Below are 17,728 nucleotides of genomic sequence, written 5' to 3'. Positions count from 1 at the left end.
GCGCTCTCGACCGGCTTCTCGGCGTACCTGCAGGAGGTGCTCGACATCGTCGGGGTCACCCTGCCCACCCAGATCAGGCTCCGCGGCCGACGGCTTCGTCGACCTGCCCGCCGTGGTCATCGCGCTGCTGGTGACCGGGATGCTGATCCGCGGCACGAAGTTCTCCAGCCGCGTCAACCAGGTCGTCGTGGCGATCAAGCTGGTCGTGGTCGCCGCGGTGATCGTCGTCGGCGTCGCGCACATCAAGGTCAGCAACTGGACGCCCTTCATCCCCGACGCCCAGCCCACGCCCGACTCCGGCGGCGGCTTCGCCGACGTCCCGCTGATCACGAGCCTGCTCGGCATGGAGCCCGCGGTCTTCGGCGTCGCCGGCGTGATCTCCGGCGCCGCCATCGTCTTCTTCGCCTTCATCGGCTTCGACATCGTCGCCACCACCGCGGAGGAGACCAAGAACCCCCAGCGCGACGTCCCGATCGGCATCCTCGGCTCGCTCGCGATCGTCACCGTCCTCTACGCCGCCGTCAGCCTCGTCGTCACCGGGCTGCGCTCCTACAAGGACATCGACCCCGACAGCGCCGCCCCGCTGGCCGACGCCTTCAAGGGCGCCGGGGTGGACTGGATGCCCGACCTGATCTCGATCGGGGCCTGCATCGGGCTCGTCGTGGTGGCGATGATCCTCATGCTGGGGCAGTCCCGGGTCGCCTTCGCGATGGCCCGCGACGGGCTGCTGCCGCGCCACTCGCCAAGGTGCACCCGACCTTCGGCACGCCGTACCGGATCACGATCATCACCGGCGTCGCGGTCGCCGCGCTGGCCGGCTTCGTCGACCTGACCACACTCGCGCACCTGGTCAACATCGGCACCCTGTTCGCCTTCAGCCTCGTCAGCATCGGTGTCGTGGTGCTGCGCCGGACCCGGCCGGACCTGCCCCGCGGCTTCCGGACGCCGATCGCGCCGGTGGTGGCGACCGTCTCGGTGATCATGTGCGTCTACCTCATGCTCAACCTGACCGGCGACACCTGGATCCGGTTCGTGGTCTGGATGGCCATCGGTGTCGTGGTCTACGCCCTCTACGGTCGAGGCCACAGCCGCCTGGGCCGAGCCGAGGAGACGGACCGGAGCCCGGTCGGCTGAGTCGCGCCGGGCGCTACCAGTCGGCGCGGCGCACCATCGCGTAGCGGAACGCCCCCCCGCAGGTGGACCTCCGAGGTCCAGTAGACGACCCGGCCGGTGAGGCCCACCCCGGTCACGTCGAGGGTGAGCACCGGCTCCCCGGGCGTGCGGTCCGCGAGCGCGGCATCGTCGGCGCCCAGGGCGTCCGCCCCCGGGCGGACGACCTCCCATCCGACCCGCTCGCCGGTGAGGGCGAGAGCCACCTCGACCATCGGCCGCGTCGGGTCCACCTCGGTGTCCGGCCCCAGCACCGGTACGACGTCGCGGGCCAGGGTCACCGGGCGGTCGTCGGCTGACCAGCGCTTGTGGACGCGCAGCACCGTCGTCCCCGGCGCCAGGCTCGTGCTGCTGCGCCTCGTCCAGGGTGATCGGTGAGCGCTCCACCGCGAGCACGTCGAGGCGCGGGGTGTGCCCCATGGATGCGATCAGGCTCGGAGGTGTCGATGCGCTGGTCGAAGCGGGCCGGGATGTTCAGCAGGCTGGTGTTGACGACGGTGCCGGCGCCCTTGCGGCGGTGGATGTAGCCGCGCTCCTCGAGCCGGACCAAGGCCTCGCGCACGGCCGGCCGGCTGGTGGCGAGGCTGGCCGCGAGGGACGGCTCGCTCGGCATCGTGGTGCCGTGGCGGGCCGCGTCGAGCCAGACCTGGTGCAGGCGGTCGTCGAGGGAGGGTTCGAGGGGAGCGGACACGTGCCGACCCTAGTGCGGGCGCAGGATGCGGCTGGTCACCTCAGACTCGGCGACGACACGACCCGCGCGGACCACCCAGCGGGGCGGCGCGTGCTCGCGCAGGACGTCCACGAGGCGCTCGTCGTGGTGGACGCACAGGTTCGCCACGTTGCCCTCCGCGATCTCGTGACCCTCGATGCCGAGGACGCGCGCCGCACGACGGGTGATCATGTCGAGCAGGCGCGCCTGGTCGGCATCGGTGAGGAAGCCGAGGGTGTGCGCGGCGAGGAAGGCGACCTCCAGCAGGTTGTGGCGCCCGAAGGGGTAGTAGGCGTCCTCGATGTCGTCCTGGCCGAGGGCCACCGCCAGCCCGTCGTCGAGGAAGCGTCGTACGGGAAGGTGCAGCGGGCCGGTGTGGGGGTCCGAGACGAACCCCAGGCCGGCGGTGCGGGCCAGGTCGACCAGCCGGATCACCGACGGCAGGGGATAGGTGCCGATGGCTCGTCCGTGGCAGGCCACCCCGCGTCCGCGCAGGCCGTGGTCGAGCATCGCCTCGGCCAGCATCGCCGTGGTGCGCAGCGACGGGTCGCCGGCGTCGTCGACGAGCATCGCGACCCGGGCGCCGGTGCGCTCGGCGAGCGCGCAGGCCCACTCCACGTGCCGGAGCGCGTCGCGGTCGCTCGCCTCGATCCACGGGATGCCACCGACGACGTCGGCGCCCGGGCCGAGCGCCTCCTCGCACAGCCGTGCCGCACCCTCGTCGCGCAGCAGCCCGTCCTGGGGGAAGGCGACCACCTGGATGTCGACGAGACCGCGGTACTCCTCGCGGACGGCCAGCACCGCCTCCATCCCCTCCAGCCCGGCCGTGGTGTCGACGTCGACGAAGGCCTGCACGTGCAGCACCCCGTGGGTGACGGCCCGGTCGAGCGCCCGGCGGACGTTGGGGACGATCCAGGAGCGGTCGTAGTGCCGCTTGACCGCCGAGGCGTCCTCCACGATCGAGCGCATCGCCGCGCCCATGTCGTCGGAGGTGTACGCCGTCAGGGCACCGTCCCCGGCCATCGGCAGCGTGTAGACCTTGTCGAGGTGCATGTGCCCGTTGACGAAGGACTCCGTGACGAGCCGGCCGCCGGCATCGATCCGGGTGCCCGCCTCCGCGGCGTCGGCCTCGCCCACGAGCGCGTAGCGACCCTCGCGAACGCCGAGGCTGACGACGCGCCCGTCCACGAGCCGGGCGTTGTCGACGACCAGGTCGAGGCCGCTCATGCCGCGAACTCCACCGACTCGTCGAGGTTGACCGCGCGGCGCAGGGTGTTGCCGACCGGGCAGGTCTCGACGCCGTGCACGAGGAGCCTGCTGCTGATCGGCGCTGAGCGCGCCGTGCACGGTCACCCGCACGATGATCCGGGCGATCCGCAGGGCCCGTTCGCCGGGATCGAGCGGCCCGCCGGTCGGCCGGTTGACCCGGAGGGAGAGGCGGACGGTCGCGCGGTCGTAGTCGAAGTCGTGCTGTCGCGCCACGCCCCGCAGCGTCCCGGCGATGCAGCCGCCGAGCGCGGAGAGGACGAGCCCGAACGGGTTCGGCGCGACACCGTCGCCCTCGAACTCGCGCGGCTCGTCGATCACCACGGAGTGCTCGCCGCCGACCACGGCCAGCGAGGCGAAGTTCTGCAGGCTGTGCACGACGACGTCCCGGTTCGCGGAGGCGAGGTTCTGCTCGGTCATGGTGACTCCCTTGGCTGGACTACCTGTCAGACAGGTTCTACCTCACCTGTCTGACAGGTTCCACTGGCGAAGTCTGCCGAAATCGGCGACGCGACGGCGCGACCGGCAGGGCGGAGGTCACACACCGGGCGCCCGCGCGCCGGGAGCGGTGGGGCATAGGCTTGCCCGGTGACCTCGCCGACCCGCCTCGTCCACATCGTCGACGAGGTGCCCGAGCCTGGCCGACGTCGACACCCTGACGATGGTCGTCGCGCTCGACGGCTTCCTCGACGCCGGCAACGCCGGCGCCCTGGCCGCCCGGCACCTGGTCCGCACCGGTGCCGCCTCGCCGGACGGCGGCGGCGTCGTGGTGGCGACCTTCGACGTGGACCAGCCTGCACGACTACCGCGCCCGGCGGCCCCCGATGACCTTCGCCCGCGACCACTACGAGGGCTACGACGCCCCGCGGCTCGTCGTACGGCTGCTGCACGACCACGGCGGCGCGCCGTACCTGCTGCTGCACGGGCCGGAGCCCGACATCCGCTGGGAGGCCTTCTGCCGGGCCGTGCGGGAGGTCGTCGAGCGGTTCCGGGTCCGGCTCGTGGTCTCGATGGGCTCGGTGCCGATGGCGGTGCCGCACACCCGGCCGATCGCGATCACCCACCACGCCAACAACCCCGACCTGCTCACCGGGACCAGCCCGTGGCGCGGTGAGCCTGCGGGTGCCGAGCAGTGCACAGGCGCTGCTGGAGGTGCGGCTGGGGGAGTGGGGCCACGACGCGCAGGGCTTCGTCGCGCACGTGCCGCACTACCTGGCGCAGGCTGGACTACCCGCGCGCCTCGCAGTCGCTGCTGGAGCAGGTCGAGTCTCGCCGCGCGGCTGACCGTGGACCTCAACGACCTCGGCGAGACTCGCCGTGGACCGCGAGGAGGAGATCAGCCGCTACCTCGCCGCGAACGACGAGGTGCAGGAGGTCGTCACCGCGCTGGAGCAGCAGTACGACACCTTCGCCCGCGCCGAGGCGGAGGGCAGCAGCCTGCTCGCCGAGGACGAGCCGCTGCCGACCGGCGAGGAGATCGGCCGCCAGTTCGAGCAGTTCCTCGCCGGCCTGGACGACCCCGAGGACAACGGAGGCGCACGTGAGTGACGAGGCTGGACGGGTGATGGGTGAGGCCACCCGTCGACTGGTGGACCTGCTCGACCTGGAGCGCCTCGACACCGATCTCTTCCGCGGCCAGCAGCCGGAGACCATCCGGCAGCGGGTCTACGGCGGCCAGGTCGCCGCGCAGGCGCTGATCGCGGCCTCGCGCACCGTCGAGGAGGGGTTCAGCGTCCACTCGCTGCACTCCTACTTCCTGCTGCCGGGCGACTACACCATCCCGATCATCTACGACGTCGAGCGGATCCGGGACGGCAAGTCCTTCACCACCCGGCGGGTGCTCGCCCGCCAGCACGGCCGCCCCATCTACTACCAGACGGTGAACTTCCAGCGCCCCGAGGAGGGCCTGGAGCACCAGGACGTGATGCCCGAGGTCAAGCCGCCCGAGGAGGGCCTCGACCTGATGCAGGCTGATGACCGAGCGCGGCTCCGACGACGGTCTCTCCAAGGAGTGGGCGGCACTCGACGTGCGCTGGATCGGCAACTCCGCCTACGGCCTCGAGCCCGACCCGATGCACCCGTCCAAGACCCAGGTCTGGATCCGCGTCGACGGCCGGCTCACCGACGACCCGATGGAGCACCTGGCGACGTTCACCTACGCCAGCGACGTCTCGCTGCTCGGCGCCACCCTCGCCGCGCACCCCGACGACGGACCCGACAAGGTCCAGATGGCCTCGCTGGACCACACCATCTGGTTCCACCGGCCTTTCCGGGCCGACGAGTGGTGGCTCTACGACCAGTGGTCGCCCTCGGCCAGCGGTGCGCGCGGTCTCGCACTCGGCCGGATCTTCACCCAGGACGGGACGCTCGTCGCGACCGTCGCGCAGGAGGGCTTGATCCGCCCCCGCCGTTGACTTGGGGGTTCCCACCCGCGAGTTGGGGTTTCCCACGCGTGAGTCGGCGGTTCCCACCCGCGACGACGGTGGAAACCGCCAACTCACGGGTGGAAAACCCCAACTCGACCTAGAGGTTGGTGGTGCGGCCCAGCAGGTGGATCGTGTCCGAGCCCGCCTTCGTCAGCGAGAAGGCCGAGCCCGTCGCCGTCTCCTGGTAGCCGAAGGCCACGGTGGAGGGCAGGAAGGTCGGCTTGCGGAACGACGCCTCGACCTTCACCGCGCTCGGCAGCCGGTTGTCGATGGCCGCGACGCTGCGCGCCATCGTCCAGTAGCCGTGCGCGATCTGGCGCTTGAAGCCGAGCGCCTTGGCCGTCGGGGCGCTGAGGTGGATCGGGTTGATGTCCCCCGACACCGCGCCGTACTTGCGGCCGAGGTTGGCCGGCAGCCGCCAGGTGACCGGACCGGCGGCCACCCGCTCGTAGGTGTCGGGCCACTCGGCGTCCGGGTTGCGCCGGCCGCGGCTGAGGTACGCCGAGGTCTCCTCCCAGACGAGCTCGTCACCGACGGTGCCGGCCGTCTTGAACAAGAAGATCGTCCCGGCCGGGTGCGGGACACCCTCGCCGACGCTCATCACGACGCTCAGCGTCTCGCCGAAGGTGATCCGCCGGTGCTGGGTGATCGCGTTGTCCAGGTGCACCATGCCCATCGCGGGCACCGGGAAGCCTGCGGTCGGCCAGCGCCTTGAGCCTGGAGCGGGAACGACAGCATGTGCGGGTAGGGCAGCGGGACGGTGTCCTTGAGCTCGAAGCCGCAGACCTCGGCGAAGGGCTCGACCATCTCCCGGGTGATGGTGACCGGGGGACGGGTGAACACGAACCCGTCGTACCCGCCGACCTTGGCGATGCCCGGCAGCGAGCCGAGGACCGGGATCGCGGGCAGCGCGGCCCGGACCAGGTCGCCGACGCCGGAGCCTGCCGTCGAGGGTCTTCGTGACGACCATGTCAGGCACCCAGCATCATCTGGCCGCAGACCCGCACCACGTTGCCGTTGACGGCGGTCGAGGCGGGGGAGGCGTACCAGGCGATGGTCTCCGCGACGTCGACCGGCAGGCCGCCCTGCGACATCGCGTTGAGGCGCTGGCCGACCTCGCGGGTCGCGAAGGGCACGGCCGCGGTCATCTGGGTGATGATGAAGCCGGGCGCGACGGCGTTGATGGTGATGCCGTCCTTCAGGCTTCTCGGTGAGCGAGTCGACGAAGCCGATCACGCCGGCCTTCGAGGCGGCGTACGACGTCTGGCCCAGGTTGCCCGCGATGCCGGCGATCGAGGCGACGCCGATGATCCGGCCGTTGGCGTTGATGACGCCCTGCTCCAGCAAGCTCGGCGGTGATCCGCTCGGGCGCCTCGAGGTTGATCTGCAGCACCTTGCCGAAGCGCTCCGGCGTCTGGTTCGCGAGCTTCTTGTCCATGGTGACGCCCGCGTTGTGCACGACGATGTCGACGCCGCCGTGCTTCTCCTGCAGGTGGTGCGCGATCCGCTGCGGCGCGTCGGGCGCGGTGATGTCGAGGGTCAGCCAGTCGCCGTCGAGCTCCTTCATCACCTTGACCAGGTCGTCGGCGGCCTGAGGAACGTCGAGGCCGACGATCTTCGCGCCGTCACGGTGCAGCACCCGGGCGATCTCCTCGCCGATGCCGCGGCTGGCGCCGGTGACGAAGGCGATCTTGCCCTCCAGTGGCGCGGTCCAGTCGGTGAGCGCCGCGCCGTGCTTCTCGTCGTGGGCGCCGATGCGGACCACCTGGCCCGACACGTACGCCGACTTGGGGCTCAGCAGGAAGCCGAGGGTCGAGAGCACGGAGTCCTCGTAGCCCTCGGCGACGTAGACGAGCCTGGACGGTGCCGCCCTTGCCGATCTCCTTGCCGAGGCTGCGGGTGAAGCCCTCGAGCGCGCGCTGCGCGATCCGGGCGCTGCCCTCGGCGAGCCTGCGGCGGGGTGCCGATGACGACGACGCGGGCGCAGGACTTGAGGCTGCGCAGCACCGGGGTGAAGAACGCCTGGAGCTCCACGAGGCTCCTCGACGGTGCTGATCCCGGTCGCGTCGAAGACCAGGCCCTTGTACTTCTCGCCGTCCTCCTGGGTGCTCGCCGAGGCGATGCCGAGGACGTCGAGCAGACCGGGCAGGGACTCGATCAGGCGGCCGCGGCCGCCGACGAGCACGGTGCCGTCGACCAGCGGGTCACCGGCGGAGTAGCGGTCCAGGCTTGGTCGGGTTGGGCAGCCCCAGATTCTTGACGAGGAGCCTTGCCGATCGGGGAGCTCACGAAGCCCTGGTACTTGTCAGTCATGTGCACCATGTAACTAGATGTGTAACTCTGAGTCCACATTTCGTGATCTCGCCCTCAAAGGGTTCTCCCGCGGGCGCTGCTGAGTGAGGATTGATCCATGACCGAGACTGTTCGCCGCGCCGCCGTACTCGGCGGTAACCGGATTCCGTTCGCCCGCTCCAACGGGGCCTACGCCACCGCCTCCAACCAGGAGATGCTGACCGCCGCGCTCGACGGCCTCGTGGCCCGCTTCGGGCTGGAGGGCGAGCGGCTGGGCGAGGTCGCCGGTGGCGCCGTCCTCAAGCACAGCCGCGACTTCAACCTGGTGCGCGAGTCCGTGCTCAGCACCCGGCTCGCACCGGAGACGCCGGCCGTGGACCTCCAGCAGGCGTGCGGCACCGGCCTGCAGGCGATCAACTACATCGCCAACAAGATCAAGCTCGGCCAGATCGACTCCGGCATCGGCGGCGGCGTCGACACCACCTCCGACGCCCCGATCGCGATCGGCGAGAAAGCTGCGCAAGAAGCTCATCCAGGCTCAACAACGCCCGCAGCGCCAAGGACCGTCTCGCGATCCTCGCCACCATCCGCCCCGGTGACATCGGCCTGGCCATCCCCTCGAACGGCGAGCCGCGCACCAGGCTCTCCATGGGCGAGCACCGGGCGCTGACCGCCCTGGAGTGGCAGATCGCCCGTGAGGCCCAGGACGAGCCTGGCCGTCACCTCGCACCACAACCTCGCCAAGTCCTACGACGAGGGCTGGCAGGACGACCTGATCACGCCGTTCCGCGGCCTGGAGCGCGACAACAACCTGCGCGCCGACTCCTCGCTGGAGAAGCTCGCCGAGCTCAAGCCGGTCTTCGGCAAGGGCGAGGCCGCGACGATGACCGCCGCGAACTCCACCCCGCTCACCGACGGCGCCTCCGCGGTGCTGCTCGGCACCGACGAGTGGGCCGCTGAGCACGGCCTCGAGGTGCTGGCCTACTTCGTCGACTCCGAGGTCGCGGCCGTGGACTTCGTCAACGGCAAGGAGGGCCTGCTGATGGCCCCCGCCTATGCCGTGCCGCGGATGCTGGAGCGCAACGGCCTGAGCCTGCAGGACTTCGACTACTACGAGATCCACGAGGCCTTCGCCTCGCAGGTGCTCTCCACCCTCGCCGCGTGGGAGAGCCCGGTGTTCTGCAAGGAGCGCTTGGGCCTGGACGCGCCGCTCGGCTCGATCGACCGCAGCAAGGCTCAACGTGAAGGGCTCCTCGCTCGCCGCGGGCCACCCCTTCGCCGCGACCGGCGGCCGGATCGTCGCCAACGCCGCGAAGATCCTCAAGGCCAACGGTGGTGGCCGGACCCTGATCTCGGTCTGCGCGGCCGGTGGTCAGGGCGTCGTCGCCATCCTGGAGGCCTGAGCCTTCCCGCTCCGCGACGACAGCGGCCCGCCCCGAGACCGGGGCGGGCCGCTTCGTCGTACGGGGGCGGGTCAGGGCTTGCGCGTCACCAGGGCCAGCGCCGAGGTCACCATGTAGTTGCGCACCTGCTCCGCCGAGATCTCCCCGACCGTGGGGATGCCGGGCGCCAGGCTCGCTGACCAGGATGCCGAGCCGGGCCAGGCTGCAGGGCGCCGAGGCCCGAGGCGTAGAGCGCGTTCGCCAGCAGCACCGGGTCGTCGCTCAGCGTGAAGGCGCCCTTCTCGACGCCCTCCGCGAGGGTGTCGGAGAGGACCGTCAGGCAGGACGTGATGCCGCGCCCGAGCCGGAACAGCGGTCCTTCGGCGATCTCGTCGAGCAGGCTCCTCGCCGGGTCGGACCATGAGCGCCTGCGCGCAGTCGACGAAGGCCGGGTGCGCGACGCCGTAGTCGACGAAGGCGCCGACGATGGCCTCCAGTCTGCTCGCCCGGCACGTCGGTCGCCTCCGCCGCCGCCGACATGGCCGCGTGCAGGCTCCTCCAGGTAGCCCACCAGGGTGAGCGCGAAGAGCTCCTCCTTGCCGGTGAAGTGCCGGTAGACGATCGCCCGGTTGATCCCGACGGCGGTGGCGACCTCCTCGATCTGCACGTCGCGGACGCCCTTGGAGTCGAAGATCTGGCGCGTCGCCGCGATGATGTCGGCCTGCCGGGCCCGCCGGCGAGCGGCCGCGGCCTTGCGCCGCCCGTCCGTCGCCGGGGCCTTGCCCGCGGGTGCGTTGGTCGCCATGGGAGAAGTGTACGGCTCGTGCAACTCGGTGTTGCAACATCTGTGACGGAATCTTCACCGGACGGAGACCGGCAGTGACGGTCGTGTCATCACCGCCCGCCGCCGCCATGTCGTTCTCACTGCGTCGGGCGGCAGTGGTCCGAGACGACGTCAGGGCCCTGATGCGCCCATGGAGCGGACCGTCTCGATCGTGTCCGCCTCGCCGGCGCTCTTGTCGTCCCGGTAGCGCACCACCCGTGCGAACCGCAGCGCCAGCCCGCCCGGGTAGCGCGTCGAGCGCTGCAGCCCGTCGAAGGCGATCTCCACGACCTGCTCGGGCCGCACCGTGACGACCCACCCGTCGTCGGAGACCTCCAGGCTCGCGGAAGCGCTCGGTCTGCCAGGCGAGCATCTCGTCGGTCATCCCCTTGAACGTCTTGCAGGCACCAGAATTACTCAAGGGCTGACTAGAGACCGACTTGTCTATTCCAGTCGCCGACGTACATCTCGAGTCGCGCGAACTCGGCAGGTGTGAGCATCCGGTTGTGCGCGACGTAGTTGCGGGCGCGTTCTAGTTCATCAAGGCGCTGCTTCAACCAGTGTTGAGACGGGATCAGGTCCTCGAACTCCGGCCAATTGTTCACAATGATGTCGGTCAGTCCGCCGAAGTCTACGAACCCGAGGATGTCCCGACTCTGACCCTCAAGCCACGAGTTGTCGTCGGCATCCTTCTGCCTAGTCGTCGCTGTGTCGCGCACTTTTCTGGGCACTCGCGCCGAGTCCCACCAGGCTGGATCCGCGTCCGCCAATCGCGAGCGGATCAGGTCACGAACGGAGGCCTCGAAGCAGTAGATGATCGCGTAGAGCCTCGACATCCGCAGAGACTTCGTTCCGCGTCGCTATGGAGAACGGGGCTAAGGCCTCATGAAGCAACTGATCCTCGCCTGCGCCGTCGTTCATGCCGACCCGGACGCCTGCTCGGCGAAACGTCTCAGCCTCCGCCTCGAACATGAGGCTACGAAAGAGCCAGCTACGTAGCTGGTCGCCGCCGTCGATCACGCCAGCAGGTTCTCGCGGAGGGAGCGGAAGATGGCGTTGTAGACCTCGAGGTCCTTCGTCGCAGGCAGATGCACCTGGATGGTGTAGTGCAACTGCGTAGTCAACGTAGGTCGAATCGGCTCCGTAACTGCCTCATCCGACTCCGCCTCAGGAAGCGCGCCCGCTGGTTCGTCTCGCCTTAACTGATCGGGTAGGGGCGACGTGAGGCTCTTCGCATTCAGGTCGGCGCGCCCAAGGAGGGCGTAGAAGGTCATTGCCTGGACCTGGGCCACGCGATCGGAAGAGTTCAGTTTGGACTTGAACAGACCCTCAACAGCAGGTCTGTCGGCCGGAGTGGGCTTCTCGTTAACGTGAAAGACATCGGCATATGCCTCATGAAGAGCCTCCGCCATGACGGCCTTCGACTTCGATCGATCACGGTACGCGTGATATCTGGGCGTTGGCGACCCGTCAGCAGTCAAGAACCCCAGATCCTTAAGAAGAGGGATCGCTGATCGATCGTTGCTGCTTGTAAAACCGAGTGCTTTCAGATGCTCGACCGTGAACTTCTCGGGAGCAACGCCACCGATGATCTTGTCGAAGATCGCGTCAACGTTCTTGGTCGATGGCATGTAGCGCGTCGTAAGCATCGTTCTCATCCTTGAGATGGTTGGCGGGCGCCCCACGAAGCGAGGTTCGACCCGCAACGCTATTCGATGGTCGGGAGGTTGTTGTCACTTCGGATCGAGAAACGCCCGAACGGCATCGATTGTGTCTGCCTCACTCGCTGTCTTGTCGTCGCGGTAGCGCACGACGCGGGCGAAGCGGAGCGCGACACCGCCGGGGTAACGGGACGATCGCTGCACCCCGTCGACGGCAATCTCGACGACCTGCTCCGGCCGAACGGTCACGACCCAGCCATCATCGGAGATCTGAAGTTCTCTGAACCGCTCGGTCTGCCACGCGAGAATCTCGTCGGTCATTCCTTTGAAGGTTTTCCGACCATCAGAAACGCGTTTCGTGACTGATCCTGCAAGGTCTTGCCGAGCATCGTGAAGCCGGTCGGCGAGGACTCGTCACGCGCGCCGAGGTGGATGTTCGACAGCCAGCCGCGGCGGCGCCCGGAGCCGTGCTCGACGGCGAGCACGACGAGGTCGAGGGTGTGCACCGGCTTGACCTTGACCCAGGCCGAGCCCCGCCTCCCCGCGTCGTACGACGCCCCGGCGGCCTTGACGACGACACCCTCGTGGCCCTCGGCGAGCGCCGTGGCGGCGAAGTCCTCGGCCTCGCCGACGGAGGTGCCGACCCAGCGGCGCACCCGGTGCTCGGGTGGGACCAGGGCTTCCAGGCGCGCCCAGCGCTCGCTGGCCGGGACGTCGAGGAGGTCCTCGCCGTCGACGTGCAGCAGGTCGAAGAAGTACGGCGCGACGACCGCCTCGCCCGCGCCGGAGGAGGTGCGCGACGCGGTCTCCTGGAAGGGCCGGGGCCGGCCGTCGGCGGTGAGCGCGAGGGCCTCGCCGTCGAGGACGACCGAGGAGGCGGGCAGTGAGCGGACGACGGCGACCACCTCGGGCAGCCGGGCGGTGACGTCGTCGAGGCTGCGGGTGGCGACGACGACCTCGTCGCCGTGGCGGTGCACCTGCACCCGGATGCCGTCGAGCCTTGGCGTCGACCCCGACGAGTCCGTCGGGACCGGCCGCCTTCGCGACGGCGGCGGCGACGTCGGGGGCGGAGGAGGCGAGCATCGGCAGGACCGGGCGCCCGACCGTGAGGCCGACCTCGCCCAGCGCGCCCGCGCCGTCGAACGCCGCGTCCACGACGTACGTCGTCCCGCCGGCCAGCATCGCCGCGCGGCGTACGGCGGCCAGGGGGACCTGCGCGGCCTGGGCCAGCGCCTCGGTCGTCACCGCCTCCAGCGCGCCCTGGCGCACCTCGCCGACCGCGACCGAGCGCAGCCACGCCTGCTCCGGCGCGGTGGCCCGCCCGAAGAGCCGACCACGGCGAGCGCGCGGGCGCCCGCGGACCCGGGACCGGACAGCGCGGCCATCGCCGCGAAGGCGGCGTCCACCTCCACGACCGACAGGGAGGCGTCTTGCGCCGGAGGCGGCAGTGCCGTCAGGGACCGGTAGCCCAGCCCGGTGCGCCGCTGGCGCAGCCTCCCGCTGAGGAAGTGCGCGACGAGCGCGCGCTCCACGGGCTCGGCGGAGGAGAGCAGCGCGGCGATCAGCCGCACCTTCTCCTTGCGCGAGCGGGTCGCGGCGACGGCCGTGGAGGTGTCGACGGGCTCACGCAGCAGCATCAGTGCGTCGCTTCGAGCACCGCTGCGCTGACGGCGCCGTCGATCACCTGCTCGTAGACCTCGTCCAGGTCGAGGACCTCGGCTCCGGTGCCGGCGAGGTCGCCGAAGTAGCCCGCGACCTCCAGCGACACGAAGCCGTGCAGCGATGCGAAGAGGGCCATCGCCGTCTGCAGCAGGCGCTCCTCGGGCAGGCCGGCGGAGCGGACCATGACGGCCAGCGCCTCGATCGCCTCCAGGGCGGCGGCGTAGAAGCCCTCGCGGTCGATCGGCGGCCGGGTCAGGGCCGCGTAGCGCTGCGGGTGGGTGCGGGCGAACCGGCGCAGGCTCCCGGCTCAGCGCACGCAGGCCGTCGGTGCCGGCGTGGCCCATGGCGGCCGCGCGGACGTGCTCGCCGAGCATCCGCATCGCGCGGACCTGGACCAGCGCGCGGAGGTCCTCCAGGTTCGCGACGTGGTTGTAGAGCGAGGAGACGCGCGCCTCGAGGCTCGGCGGCGAGCGAGGTCATGGTGAGGGCGTCGTACCCGTCGCGGTCGACGAGTGCCTCGGCGGCCTGCAGCACGGCCTCCTGGTCGAGGCGGCCGCGCCGGCCACGCGTGGAGTCGATGGTCAACTGCCCTCCGGGAGCGAGGAGTGGTGAAAGTCCTTCGTACCTGCGCGAGAGAGCCTAGTCCACCCCGGTCGTCGGTGGCCGAGCCTAGGCTGGAGCGGTGATCCCTCCGGACGGCGTACGACGCTGGCGGCCCGGTCGTCCGGTCCCCGTCGCCGCGCTGCTGCGGCAGCAGCGCCGTGGGGCGGGCGACCCGACCCACCGCCTCGACGTCGAGGGCAGGCACTGGCGCGCGAGCCGGACCCCGGAGGGGCCGGTGACCCTCGCCGTCGGCAACGCGGACGCGGCCGGCGAGGTGCACGCCCAGGCCTGGGGGCCGGGTGCGGCCTGGGCGCTCGACCAGCCTGCCGGCGCTGCTGGGCGAGGAGGACGACTGGTCCGGCTTCGAGCCCCGTCATCCGGTGCTGGCCGAGGCGTGGCGCCGCCACCCCCACCTGCGCCTGGGCCGCACCGACCGGGTCCTGGAGGCGATCGTGCCCTCGATCATCGAGCAGAAGGTGACCGGCCAGGAGGCCTTCGCCGGCTTCCGGGCGCTGGTACGACGCCACGGCGAGCCCGCGCCCGGACCCGGCCCGCGGGTGCGGCTGATGGTGCCGCCCGACGCCGCCACGCTGCGAGCGATCCCGTCCTGGGAGTGGCTGCGGCTGCACGTCGACCCGGCCCGCTCACGTGCCGTCGTGACGGCCGCGCGCCACGCCGAGTCGCTGGAGCGGATCGTGGGCGTGACCGGATCCGAGTCCGACGTACGCCTGCGCAGCCTGCCCGGGATCGGCGTCTGGACGGCCGCCGAGGTGCGCCAGCGCGCGCTCGGCGACCCGGACGCGGTCTCCTTCGGCGACTACCACGTGGCCAAGGACGTCGGCTGGGCGCTGACGGGGGAGCCGTTCGACGACGCCGCCCTGGCGTCGTACCTCGCGCCGTGGGAGGGGCACCGCGGCCGGGTCCCGTTCCTCCTCGCGGCGGCCGGTCTGCACCGCCCGCGACGGGGGCCACGGATGTCACCGCGTGAACATCTGCGGACGCGTGACCTATTCGCGTGATATCTGTTACACCGTGGAACAGGCAGCCGATCGGGGCTGCCCCGGGTGGGCTCCCGGCGGGAACGACAGAGGTGAGGCATGGGCGCGCAGATGTTGGCTGCCCTGGGGGAGGCGAGGGCCGGCGACCTCGCGACCCTGCTGGCGAGCGCCGACGCCGCCGCACTGGTGAGCGCGATCCGCGCGGCTTCCGACGAGGAGATCCAGGCGTGCACGGCCACCGCGGAGCGTGAGCAGGCGCTGGTCGTGGGCTTGCTGACGCGCGTGGGCGAGCTCGCGATCCCCGGCCAGGCTGGCCCGGACGCACGGCCGCGTGCGCTGGGAGCCTGCCCAGCGGTGCGGGGTGCACCGTGGACCTGCACCACGGCCCCATCAGCGGGACGCCGGACGTGGTCGTCACCGGGACCGCGCGGCGAGCTGCTGCGGCTCGTCGCCGGCCGACTCGACGTGGCCGTCGCCTACCTCGGTGATCAGATCCGGTTCCACGGCGCGAGCGATCTCGCCCTCGCGCTGGCCTCGCTCTTCGCCGTCGACGGCACCGCCCCGGTCATGGGGACGCCGGTCGACGTCCGCGACATCGACCCGGTGGATGTCTCGCGGGTCCTCACCGGCGTCCCCGCCGACCACCTCCGGTCGGTGCTGGCGTCGGACTTCCGGCCGGTCGTGCTCGACGAGATCTTCGCGCGCATGCCGTCCTTCCTGAACGGCCGCAAGGCCGCCGGCGTCCAGGTCACGGTCGGCTTCTGCCTGACCGGGCGCCCTGACGGAGAGGTGGACCGTTACGTGCTCCGACTCAGCGACGGTCAGGCGACCGTCCTCGCGGGGGAGGCGGCCGGCGCCGTGCCCCCCGAGGACTGCCAGGCGAGCGTGACCTGCGAGGCGGCCGACTTCCTGCGGCTGGTCACCGGGCACCTCAGCGCTGTCTCCGGCCTCCTGCGGGGGCAGGCTGCGGGTCAGCGGCGACAAGGCTGGCGGCGTTGCGGGCGAACTCCGCGTTCGACGTACCGAGGGCGGTGGCGGGATGAGCGCGGCCCTGACGACCGGACGCAGCGTCCTGGACAACCTCACCGGCCGGTTCAAGGCGGGGGTGGTCACCACCGGTGAGACTCGTCAGGCTCGCGGTGGAGTCCATCCAGTGGGGCTTCGCCGACATCGTCGCGCGGCGCTTCTCCTGGACCGAGTTCATGCTGCAGTGCTGGTTCATGACCCGGGTCTCGCTGCTGCCGACGATCCTGGTCTCGATCCCGTTCGGCATCATCACCTCGGTCCAGATCGGCGCCGCGGCCAACCAGATCGGCGCGCAGTCCTTCATCGGCGCGGTCAACGGCATCGGCGTGCTGCGCCAGGGCGCACCGCTGGTCACCTCGCTGATGATCGCCGGCGCGGTCGGCTCCGCGATCTGCTCCGACCTCGGTGCCCGCACCGTGCGCGAGGAGATCGACGCGCTCAAGGTGATGGGCATCTCGCCGATCCAGCGGCTGGTCGCCCCGCGCATCCTCGCCGCGCTGCTCGTCTCGGTGCTGTTGACCGTGATCGTGGCGATGACCGCGATGACCACGGCGTTCATGATCGTGGTCGGTCAGGGCCAGATCTCCTCCGGCACCTATCTCGACTCCTTCGTCGGCCTCGCCCAGCCGGCCGACTTCATCCTGGCCGAGATCAAGGCCTTCATCTTCGGCTTCGTCGCCACGATCGTCTCCGCCCACAAGGGGCTGACCGCTCGCGGCGGCCCGAAGGGAGTGGCCGACGCGGTCAACCAGGCGGTCGTGCTCAGCGTGATCCTGCTCGCCGTCATCAACGTCGGCCTGACCCAGGCCTACGTCATGCTCTTCCCCGGAGGTGCCTGATGGCCCAGGTCCAGGCTCGGTCGCGGCCCCGGTGCCCGCGTCTCCGACTTCGTCGTGGGTGCGGCCGACAGCGTGATGAAGACGCTCGCCACCTTCGGCGACTTCGTCACCTTCGCCCTCAAGGTGTTCCGCGAGGTGCCGGCGACGGTGACGATGTACCCCAAGGAGACGCTGCGCCAGATCAAGGACATCGCCTGGGGCAGCGGTGCGATCCTGGTCGGCGGCGGCACCGTCGGCGTCATGATCCTGCTCTCGGTCGCAGCCGGCACCTCCATCGGCATCGAGGGCTTCAACGGCCTCGAGATCGTCGGCCTGGCGCCGCTGACCGGCTTCATCTCCGCCAGCGCCAACACCCGTGAGACTCGCCCCGCTGATCGCCGCGCTCGCGCTGGGCGCCCAGGTCGGTTGCCGGTTCACCGCGCAGATCGGCTCGATGAAGATCCACGAGGAGGTCGACGCCCTCGAGGTGATGGCGGTCAGCGCGATGCGCTACGTCGTGACGACCCGGGTGATCGCCTGCATGGTCGCGATCCTGCCGCTGTACATGATCGGCCTGATCGGCTCCTACGTCGCCTCGCAGGCTTCTGTCGTCCTCCTGTTCGGGCAGTCACCGGGCCAGTACGACCACTACTTCTCCACCTTCATCCAAGGCCGTGACATCTTCTTCTCGGTCATCAAGATCCTGGTCTTCGCGCTGACCGTGGCGCTGATCCACTGCTGGTACGGCATGAAGGTCGGTGGCGGCCCGCAGGCTGTCGGCGAGGCCACCGGCACCGGGATCCGCGCCAGCATCGTGTCCATCGTCGTGCTCGACATGGTCCTCACCCTGCTGTTCTGGGGTGGCGACCCGGGCTTCCGGATCTCGGGGTGA

27 protein-coding genes and 4 pseudogenes are annotated in these 17,728 nt (G+C 70.7%); 14 read left to right on the top strand and 17 right to left on the bottom strand.

What is annotated here, in order from left to right; all coding sequences use genetic code 11:
- The first annotated feature begins 139 nt into the window (after positions 1 to 139).
- Positions 140 to 832, top strand: a complete 693-nt coding sequence (locus G5V59_RS07495; protein ID WP_278259700.1) for an amino acid permease — start codon at positions 140 to 142, stop codon at positions 830 to 832.
- Positions 748 to 1,134, top strand: coding sequence for an amino acid permease (locus G5V59_RS07490; RefSeq protein ID WP_278256059.1), 387 nt, complete (start codon positions 748 to 750; stop codon positions 1,132 to 1,134). The genes G5V59_RS07495 and G5V59_RS07490 overlap by 85 nt, the downstream gene beginning before the upstream one ends.
- Here the strand turns inward: G5V59_RS07490 and G5V59_RS07485 are convergent.
- Genes G5V59_RS07485 through G5V59_RS07475 form a run of 3 tightly spaced genes read right to left on the bottom strand, consistent with a single transcriptional unit; the run spans position 1,071 to position 3,565 of the window.
- Positions 1,071 to 1,493 carry a hypothetical protein gene (locus tag G5V59_RS07485; RefSeq protein WP_278256058.1) on the bottom strand — a complete coding sequence of 141 codons (423 nt, stop codon included), beginning with the start codon at positions 1,491 to 1,493 and terminating at the stop codon, positions 1,071 to 1,073. The genes G5V59_RS07490 and G5V59_RS07485 overlap by 64 nt on opposite strands.
- Positions 1,448 to 1,861: a winged helix-turn-helix domain-containing protein gene (locus G5V59_RS07480; protein WP_278256057.1), complete on the bottom strand. Its 414-nt coding sequence runs from the start codon at positions 1,859 to 1,861 to the stop codon at positions 1,448 to 1,450. Before G5V59_RS07480 ends, G5V59_RS07485 begins: the two co-directional genes overlap by 46 nt.
- Before the next feature lie 9 nt (positions 1,862 to 1,870).
- Entirely contained in the window at positions 1,871 to 3,565 is a 1,695-nt protein-coding gene (locus tag G5V59_RS07475; protein WP_278256056.1) for an amidohydrolase family protein, read from the bottom strand.
- A 168-nt stretch (positions 3,566 to 3,733) separates the two neighbouring features.
- On the opposite strand from G5V59_RS07475, the gene G5V59_RS07470 reads away from it, so the two are divergent.
- The 4 genes and pseudogenes from G5V59_RS07470 (at position 3,734) to G5V59_RS07455 (ending at position 5,559) form a co-directional block, all read left to right on the top strand.
- Positions 3,734 to 3,973, top strand: a complete 240-nt coding sequence (locus G5V59_RS07470) for a hypothetical protein (RefSeq protein WP_278256055.1) — start codon at positions 3,734 to 3,736, stop codon at positions 3,971 to 3,973.
- Complete coding sequence (locus tag G5V59_RS07465; protein WP_278256054.1) at positions 3,970 to 4,689, top strand: PAC2 family protein; 720 nt, start codon at positions 3,970 to 3,972, stop codon at positions 4,687 to 4,689. The genes G5V59_RS07470 and G5V59_RS07465 overlap by 4 nt, the downstream gene beginning before the upstream one ends.
- Positions 4,690 to 4,709: 20 nt before the next feature.
- Positions 4,710 to 4,967, top strand: a pseudogene (locus tag G5V59_RS07460) (acyl-CoA thioesterase domain-containing protein); the annotation flags it as partial.
- 151 nt (positions 4,968 to 5,118) lie between these two features.
- Positions 5,119 to 5,559 carry an acyl-CoA thioesterase domain-containing protein gene (locus G5V59_RS07455; RefSeq protein ID WP_278259699.1) on the top strand — a complete coding sequence of 147 codons (441 nt, stop codon included), beginning with the start codon at positions 5,119 to 5,121 and terminating at the stop codon, positions 5,557 to 5,559.
- Positions 5,560 to 5,668: 109 nt separating this feature from the next.
- Here the strand turns inward: G5V59_RS07455 and G5V59_RS07450 are convergent, their stop codons facing one another.
- The 5 genes and pseudogenes from G5V59_RS07450 to G5V59_RS07430 all read right to left on the bottom strand — a co-directional run bounded on the left by G5V59_RS07450 (position 5,669) and on the right by G5V59_RS07430 (position 7,884).
- Positions 5,669 to 6,247, bottom strand: coding sequence for a MaoC/PaaZ C-terminal domain-containing protein (locus G5V59_RS07450; RefSeq protein ID WP_278256053.1), 579 nt, complete (start codon positions 6,245 to 6,247; stop codon positions 5,669 to 5,671).
- Positions 6,248 to 6,542: 295 nt separating this feature from the next.
- Positions 6,543 to 6,719, bottom strand: a complete 177-nt coding sequence (locus G5V59_RS07445) for a hypothetical protein (protein WP_278259698.1) — start codon at positions 6,717 to 6,719, stop codon at positions 6,543 to 6,545.
- Positions 6,720 to 6,834: 115 nt separating this feature from the next.
- Positions 6,835 to 6,918: pseudogene (locus tag G5V59_RS07440) on the bottom strand (hypothetical protein); the annotation flags it as partial.
- A gap of 58 nt (positions 6,919 to 6,976) precedes the next feature.
- A pseudogene (locus tag G5V59_RS07435) lies at positions 6,977 to 7,210 on the bottom strand (SDR family oxidoreductase); the annotation flags it as partial.
- A gap of 518 nt (positions 7,211 to 7,728) precedes the next feature.
- Entirely contained in the window at positions 7,729 to 7,884 is a 156-nt protein-coding gene (locus G5V59_RS07430) for a hypothetical protein (RefSeq protein ID WP_278256052.1), read from the bottom strand.
- Positions 7,885 to 7,981: 97 nt separating this feature from the next.
- Between G5V59_RS07430 and G5V59_RS07425 the strand changes: the two genes are divergently transcribed.
- The 3 genes and pseudogenes from G5V59_RS07425 to G5V59_RS07415 all read left to right on the top strand — a co-directional run bounded on the left by G5V59_RS07425 (position 7,982) and on the right by G5V59_RS07415 (position 9,266).
- Positions 7,982 to 8,533, top strand: a complete 552-nt coding sequence (locus tag G5V59_RS07425; RefSeq protein ID WP_278256051.1) for a hypothetical protein — start codon at positions 7,982 to 7,984, stop codon at positions 8,531 to 8,533.
- A gap of 24 nt (positions 8,534 to 8,557) precedes the next feature.
- A pseudogene (locus tag G5V59_RS07420) lies at positions 8,558 to 8,965 on the top strand (acetyl-CoA C-acyltransferase); the annotation flags it as partial.
- 139 nt (positions 8,966 to 9,104) lie between these two features.
- The gene (locus G5V59_RS07415; protein WP_278259697.1) at positions 9,105 to 9,266 is read left to right on the top strand and encodes a hypothetical protein; all 162 of its coding nucleotides are present in this window, start codon (positions 9,105 to 9,107) and stop codon (positions 9,264 to 9,266) included.
- A gap of 106 nt (positions 9,267 to 9,372) precedes the next feature.
- Here G5V59_RS07415 and G5V59_RS07410 read toward each other — a convergent pair whose 3' ends face one another.
- The 9 genes from G5V59_RS07410 to G5V59_RS07370 all read right to left on the bottom strand — a co-directional run bounded on the left by G5V59_RS07410 (position 9,373) and on the right by G5V59_RS07370 (position 13,976).
- Positions 9,373 to 10,050 carry a TetR/AcrR family transcriptional regulator gene (locus G5V59_RS07410; protein ID WP_278256050.1) on the bottom strand — a complete coding sequence of 226 codons (678 nt, stop codon included), beginning with the start codon at positions 10,048 to 10,050 and terminating at the stop codon, positions 9,373 to 9,375.
- Positions 10,051 to 10,200: 150 nt separating this feature from the next.
- Complete coding sequence (locus G5V59_RS36085; RefSeq protein WP_341350881.1) at positions 10,201 to 10,356, bottom strand: hypothetical protein; 156 nt, start codon at positions 10,354 to 10,356, stop codon at positions 10,201 to 10,203.
- A 140-nt stretch (positions 10,357 to 10,496) separates the two neighbouring features.
- On the bottom strand, positions 10,497 to 10,904 hold the full coding sequence (locus G5V59_RS07400) for a Swt1 family HEPN domain-containing protein (RefSeq protein WP_278256049.1): 408 nt from the start codon (positions 10,902 to 10,904) through the stop codon (positions 10,497 to 10,499).
- Positions 10,905 to 11,084: 180 nt separating this feature from the next.
- Positions 11,085 to 11,717, bottom strand: coding sequence for a DUF5343 domain-containing protein (locus G5V59_RS07395; RefSeq protein ID WP_278256048.1), 633 nt, complete (start codon positions 11,715 to 11,717; stop codon positions 11,085 to 11,087).
- A gap of 84 nt (positions 11,718 to 11,801) precedes the next feature.
- Positions 11,802 to 12,050 carry a hypothetical protein gene (locus G5V59_RS07390; RefSeq protein ID WP_278256047.1) on the bottom strand — a complete coding sequence of 83 codons (249 nt, stop codon included), beginning with the start codon at positions 12,048 to 12,050 and terminating at the stop codon, positions 11,802 to 11,804.
- Positions 12,047 to 12,706: a hypothetical protein gene (locus tag G5V59_RS07385; protein WP_278259696.1), complete on the bottom strand. Its 660-nt coding sequence runs from the start codon at positions 12,704 to 12,706 to the stop codon at positions 12,047 to 12,049. The genes G5V59_RS07390 and G5V59_RS07385 overlap by 4 nt, the downstream gene beginning before the upstream one ends.
- Before the next feature lie 264 nt (positions 12,707 to 12,970).
- Positions 12,971 to 13,366 (bottom strand): hypothetical protein, encoded by a 396-nt coding sequence (locus G5V59_RS07380; RefSeq protein ID WP_278256046.1) that lies wholly within the window; start codon positions 13,364 to 13,366, stop codon positions 12,971 to 12,973.
- Entirely contained in the window at positions 13,366 to 13,632 is a 267-nt protein-coding gene (locus G5V59_RS07375) for a TetR-like C-terminal domain-containing protein (protein WP_278259695.1), read from the bottom strand. Before G5V59_RS07375 ends, G5V59_RS07380 begins: the two co-directional genes overlap by 1 nt.
- A gap of 11 nt (positions 13,633 to 13,643) precedes the next feature.
- Positions 13,644 to 13,976: a hypothetical protein gene (locus tag G5V59_RS07370; RefSeq protein WP_278256045.1), complete on the bottom strand. Its 333-nt coding sequence runs from the start codon at positions 13,974 to 13,976 to the stop codon at positions 13,644 to 13,646.
- A 317-nt stretch (positions 13,977 to 14,293) separates the two neighbouring features.
- Here G5V59_RS07370 and G5V59_RS07365 point away from each other — a divergent pair, with 317 nt between their 5' ends.
- The 5 genes from G5V59_RS07365 (at position 14,294) to G5V59_RS07345 (ending at position 17,728) form a co-directional block, all read left to right on the top strand.
- Positions 14,294 to 15,013, top strand: a complete 720-nt coding sequence (locus G5V59_RS07365) for a DNA-3-methyladenine glycosylase 2 family protein (RefSeq protein ID WP_278256044.1) — start codon at positions 14,294 to 14,296, stop codon at positions 15,011 to 15,013.
- 78 nt (positions 15,014 to 15,091) lie between these two features.
- Positions 15,092 to 16,114 (top strand): hypothetical protein, encoded by a 1,023-nt coding sequence (locus tag G5V59_RS07360; protein ID WP_278256043.1) that lies wholly within the window; start codon positions 15,092 to 15,094, stop codon positions 16,112 to 16,114.
- Positions 16,111 to 16,857, top strand: a complete 747-nt coding sequence (locus G5V59_RS07355; RefSeq protein WP_278256042.1) for an ABC transporter permease — start codon at positions 16,111 to 16,113, stop codon at positions 16,855 to 16,857. The genes G5V59_RS07360 and G5V59_RS07355 overlap by 4 nt, the downstream gene beginning before the upstream one ends.
- Positions 16,857 to 17,216: a hypothetical protein gene (locus tag G5V59_RS07350; protein WP_278256041.1), complete on the top strand. Its 360-nt coding sequence runs from the start codon at positions 16,857 to 16,859 to the stop codon at positions 17,214 to 17,216. Before G5V59_RS07355 ends, G5V59_RS07350 begins: the two co-directional genes overlap by 1 nt.
- On the top strand, positions 17,213 to 17,728 hold the full coding sequence (locus G5V59_RS07345; protein WP_278256040.1) for an ABC transporter permease: 516 nt from the start codon (positions 17,213 to 17,215) through the stop codon (positions 17,726 to 17,728). The genes G5V59_RS07350 and G5V59_RS07345 overlap by 4 nt, the downstream gene beginning before the upstream one ends.

It is taken from the genome of Nocardioides convexus (assembly GCF_011090295.1).
The sequence above is the reverse complement of the archived record's forward strand: the minus strand, read 5'-3'. Positions and strand labels throughout refer to the sequence as shown.

Coding starts and splice junctions, on each gene's coding strand:
- G5V59_RS07400 (WP_278256049.1), bottom strand. CDS start 10,904: ATGTCGAGGCTCTACGCGATCATCTACTGCTTCGAGGCCTCCGTTCGT.
- G5V59_RS07495 (WP_278259700.1), top strand. CDS start 140: ATGCTGATCCGCGGCACGAAGTTCTCCAGCCGCGTCAACCAGGTCGTC.
- G5V59_RS07425 (WP_278256051.1), top strand. CDS start 7,982: ATGACCGAGACTGTTCGCCGCGCCGCCGTACTCGGCGGTAACCGGATT.
- G5V59_RS07430 (WP_278256052.1), bottom strand. CDS start 7,884: ATGACTGACAAGTACCAGGGCTTCGTGAGCTCCCCGATCGGCAAGGCT.
- G5V59_RS07455 (WP_278259699.1), top strand. CDS start 5,119: ATGACCGAGCGCGGCTCCGACGACGGTCTCTCCAAGGAGTGGGCGGCA.
- G5V59_RS07450 (WP_278256053.1), bottom strand. CDS start 6,247: ATGGGCATGGTGCACCTGGACAACGCGATCACCCAGCACCGGCGGATC.
- G5V59_RS07395 (WP_278256048.1), bottom strand. CDS start 11,717: ATGCTTACGACGCGCTACATGCCATCGACCAAGAACGTTGACGCGATC.
- G5V59_RS07350 (WP_278256041.1), top strand. CDS start 16,857: ATGGCCCAGGTCCAGGCTCGGTCGCGGCCCCGGTGCCCGCGTCTCCGA.
- G5V59_RS07380 (WP_278256046.1), bottom strand. CDS start 13,366: ATGCTGCTGCGTGAGCCCGTCGACACCTCCACGGCCGTCGCCGCGACC.
- G5V59_RS07445 (WP_278259698.1), bottom strand. CDS start 6,719: ATGACCGCGGCCGTGCCCTTCGCGACCCGCGAGGTCGGCCAGCGCCTC.
- G5V59_RS07475 (WP_278256056.1), bottom strand. CDS start 3,565: ATGACCGAGCAGAACCTCGCCTCCGCGAACCGGGACGTCGTCGTGCAC.
- G5V59_RS07465 (WP_278256054.1), top strand. CDS start 3,970: ATGACCTTCGCCCGCGACCACTACGAGGGCTACGACGCCCCGCGGCTC.
- G5V59_RS07390 (WP_278256047.1), bottom strand. CDS start 12,050: ATGACCGACGAGATTCTCGCGTGGCAGACCGAGCGGTTCAGAGAACTT.
- G5V59_RS07360 (WP_278256043.1), top strand. CDS start 15,092: ATGGGCGCGCAGATGTTGGCTGCCCTGGGGGAGGCGAGGGCCGGCGAC.
- G5V59_RS07410 (WP_278256050.1), bottom strand. CDS start 10,050: ATGGCGACCAACGCACCCGCGGGCAAGGCCCCGGCGACGGACGGGCGG.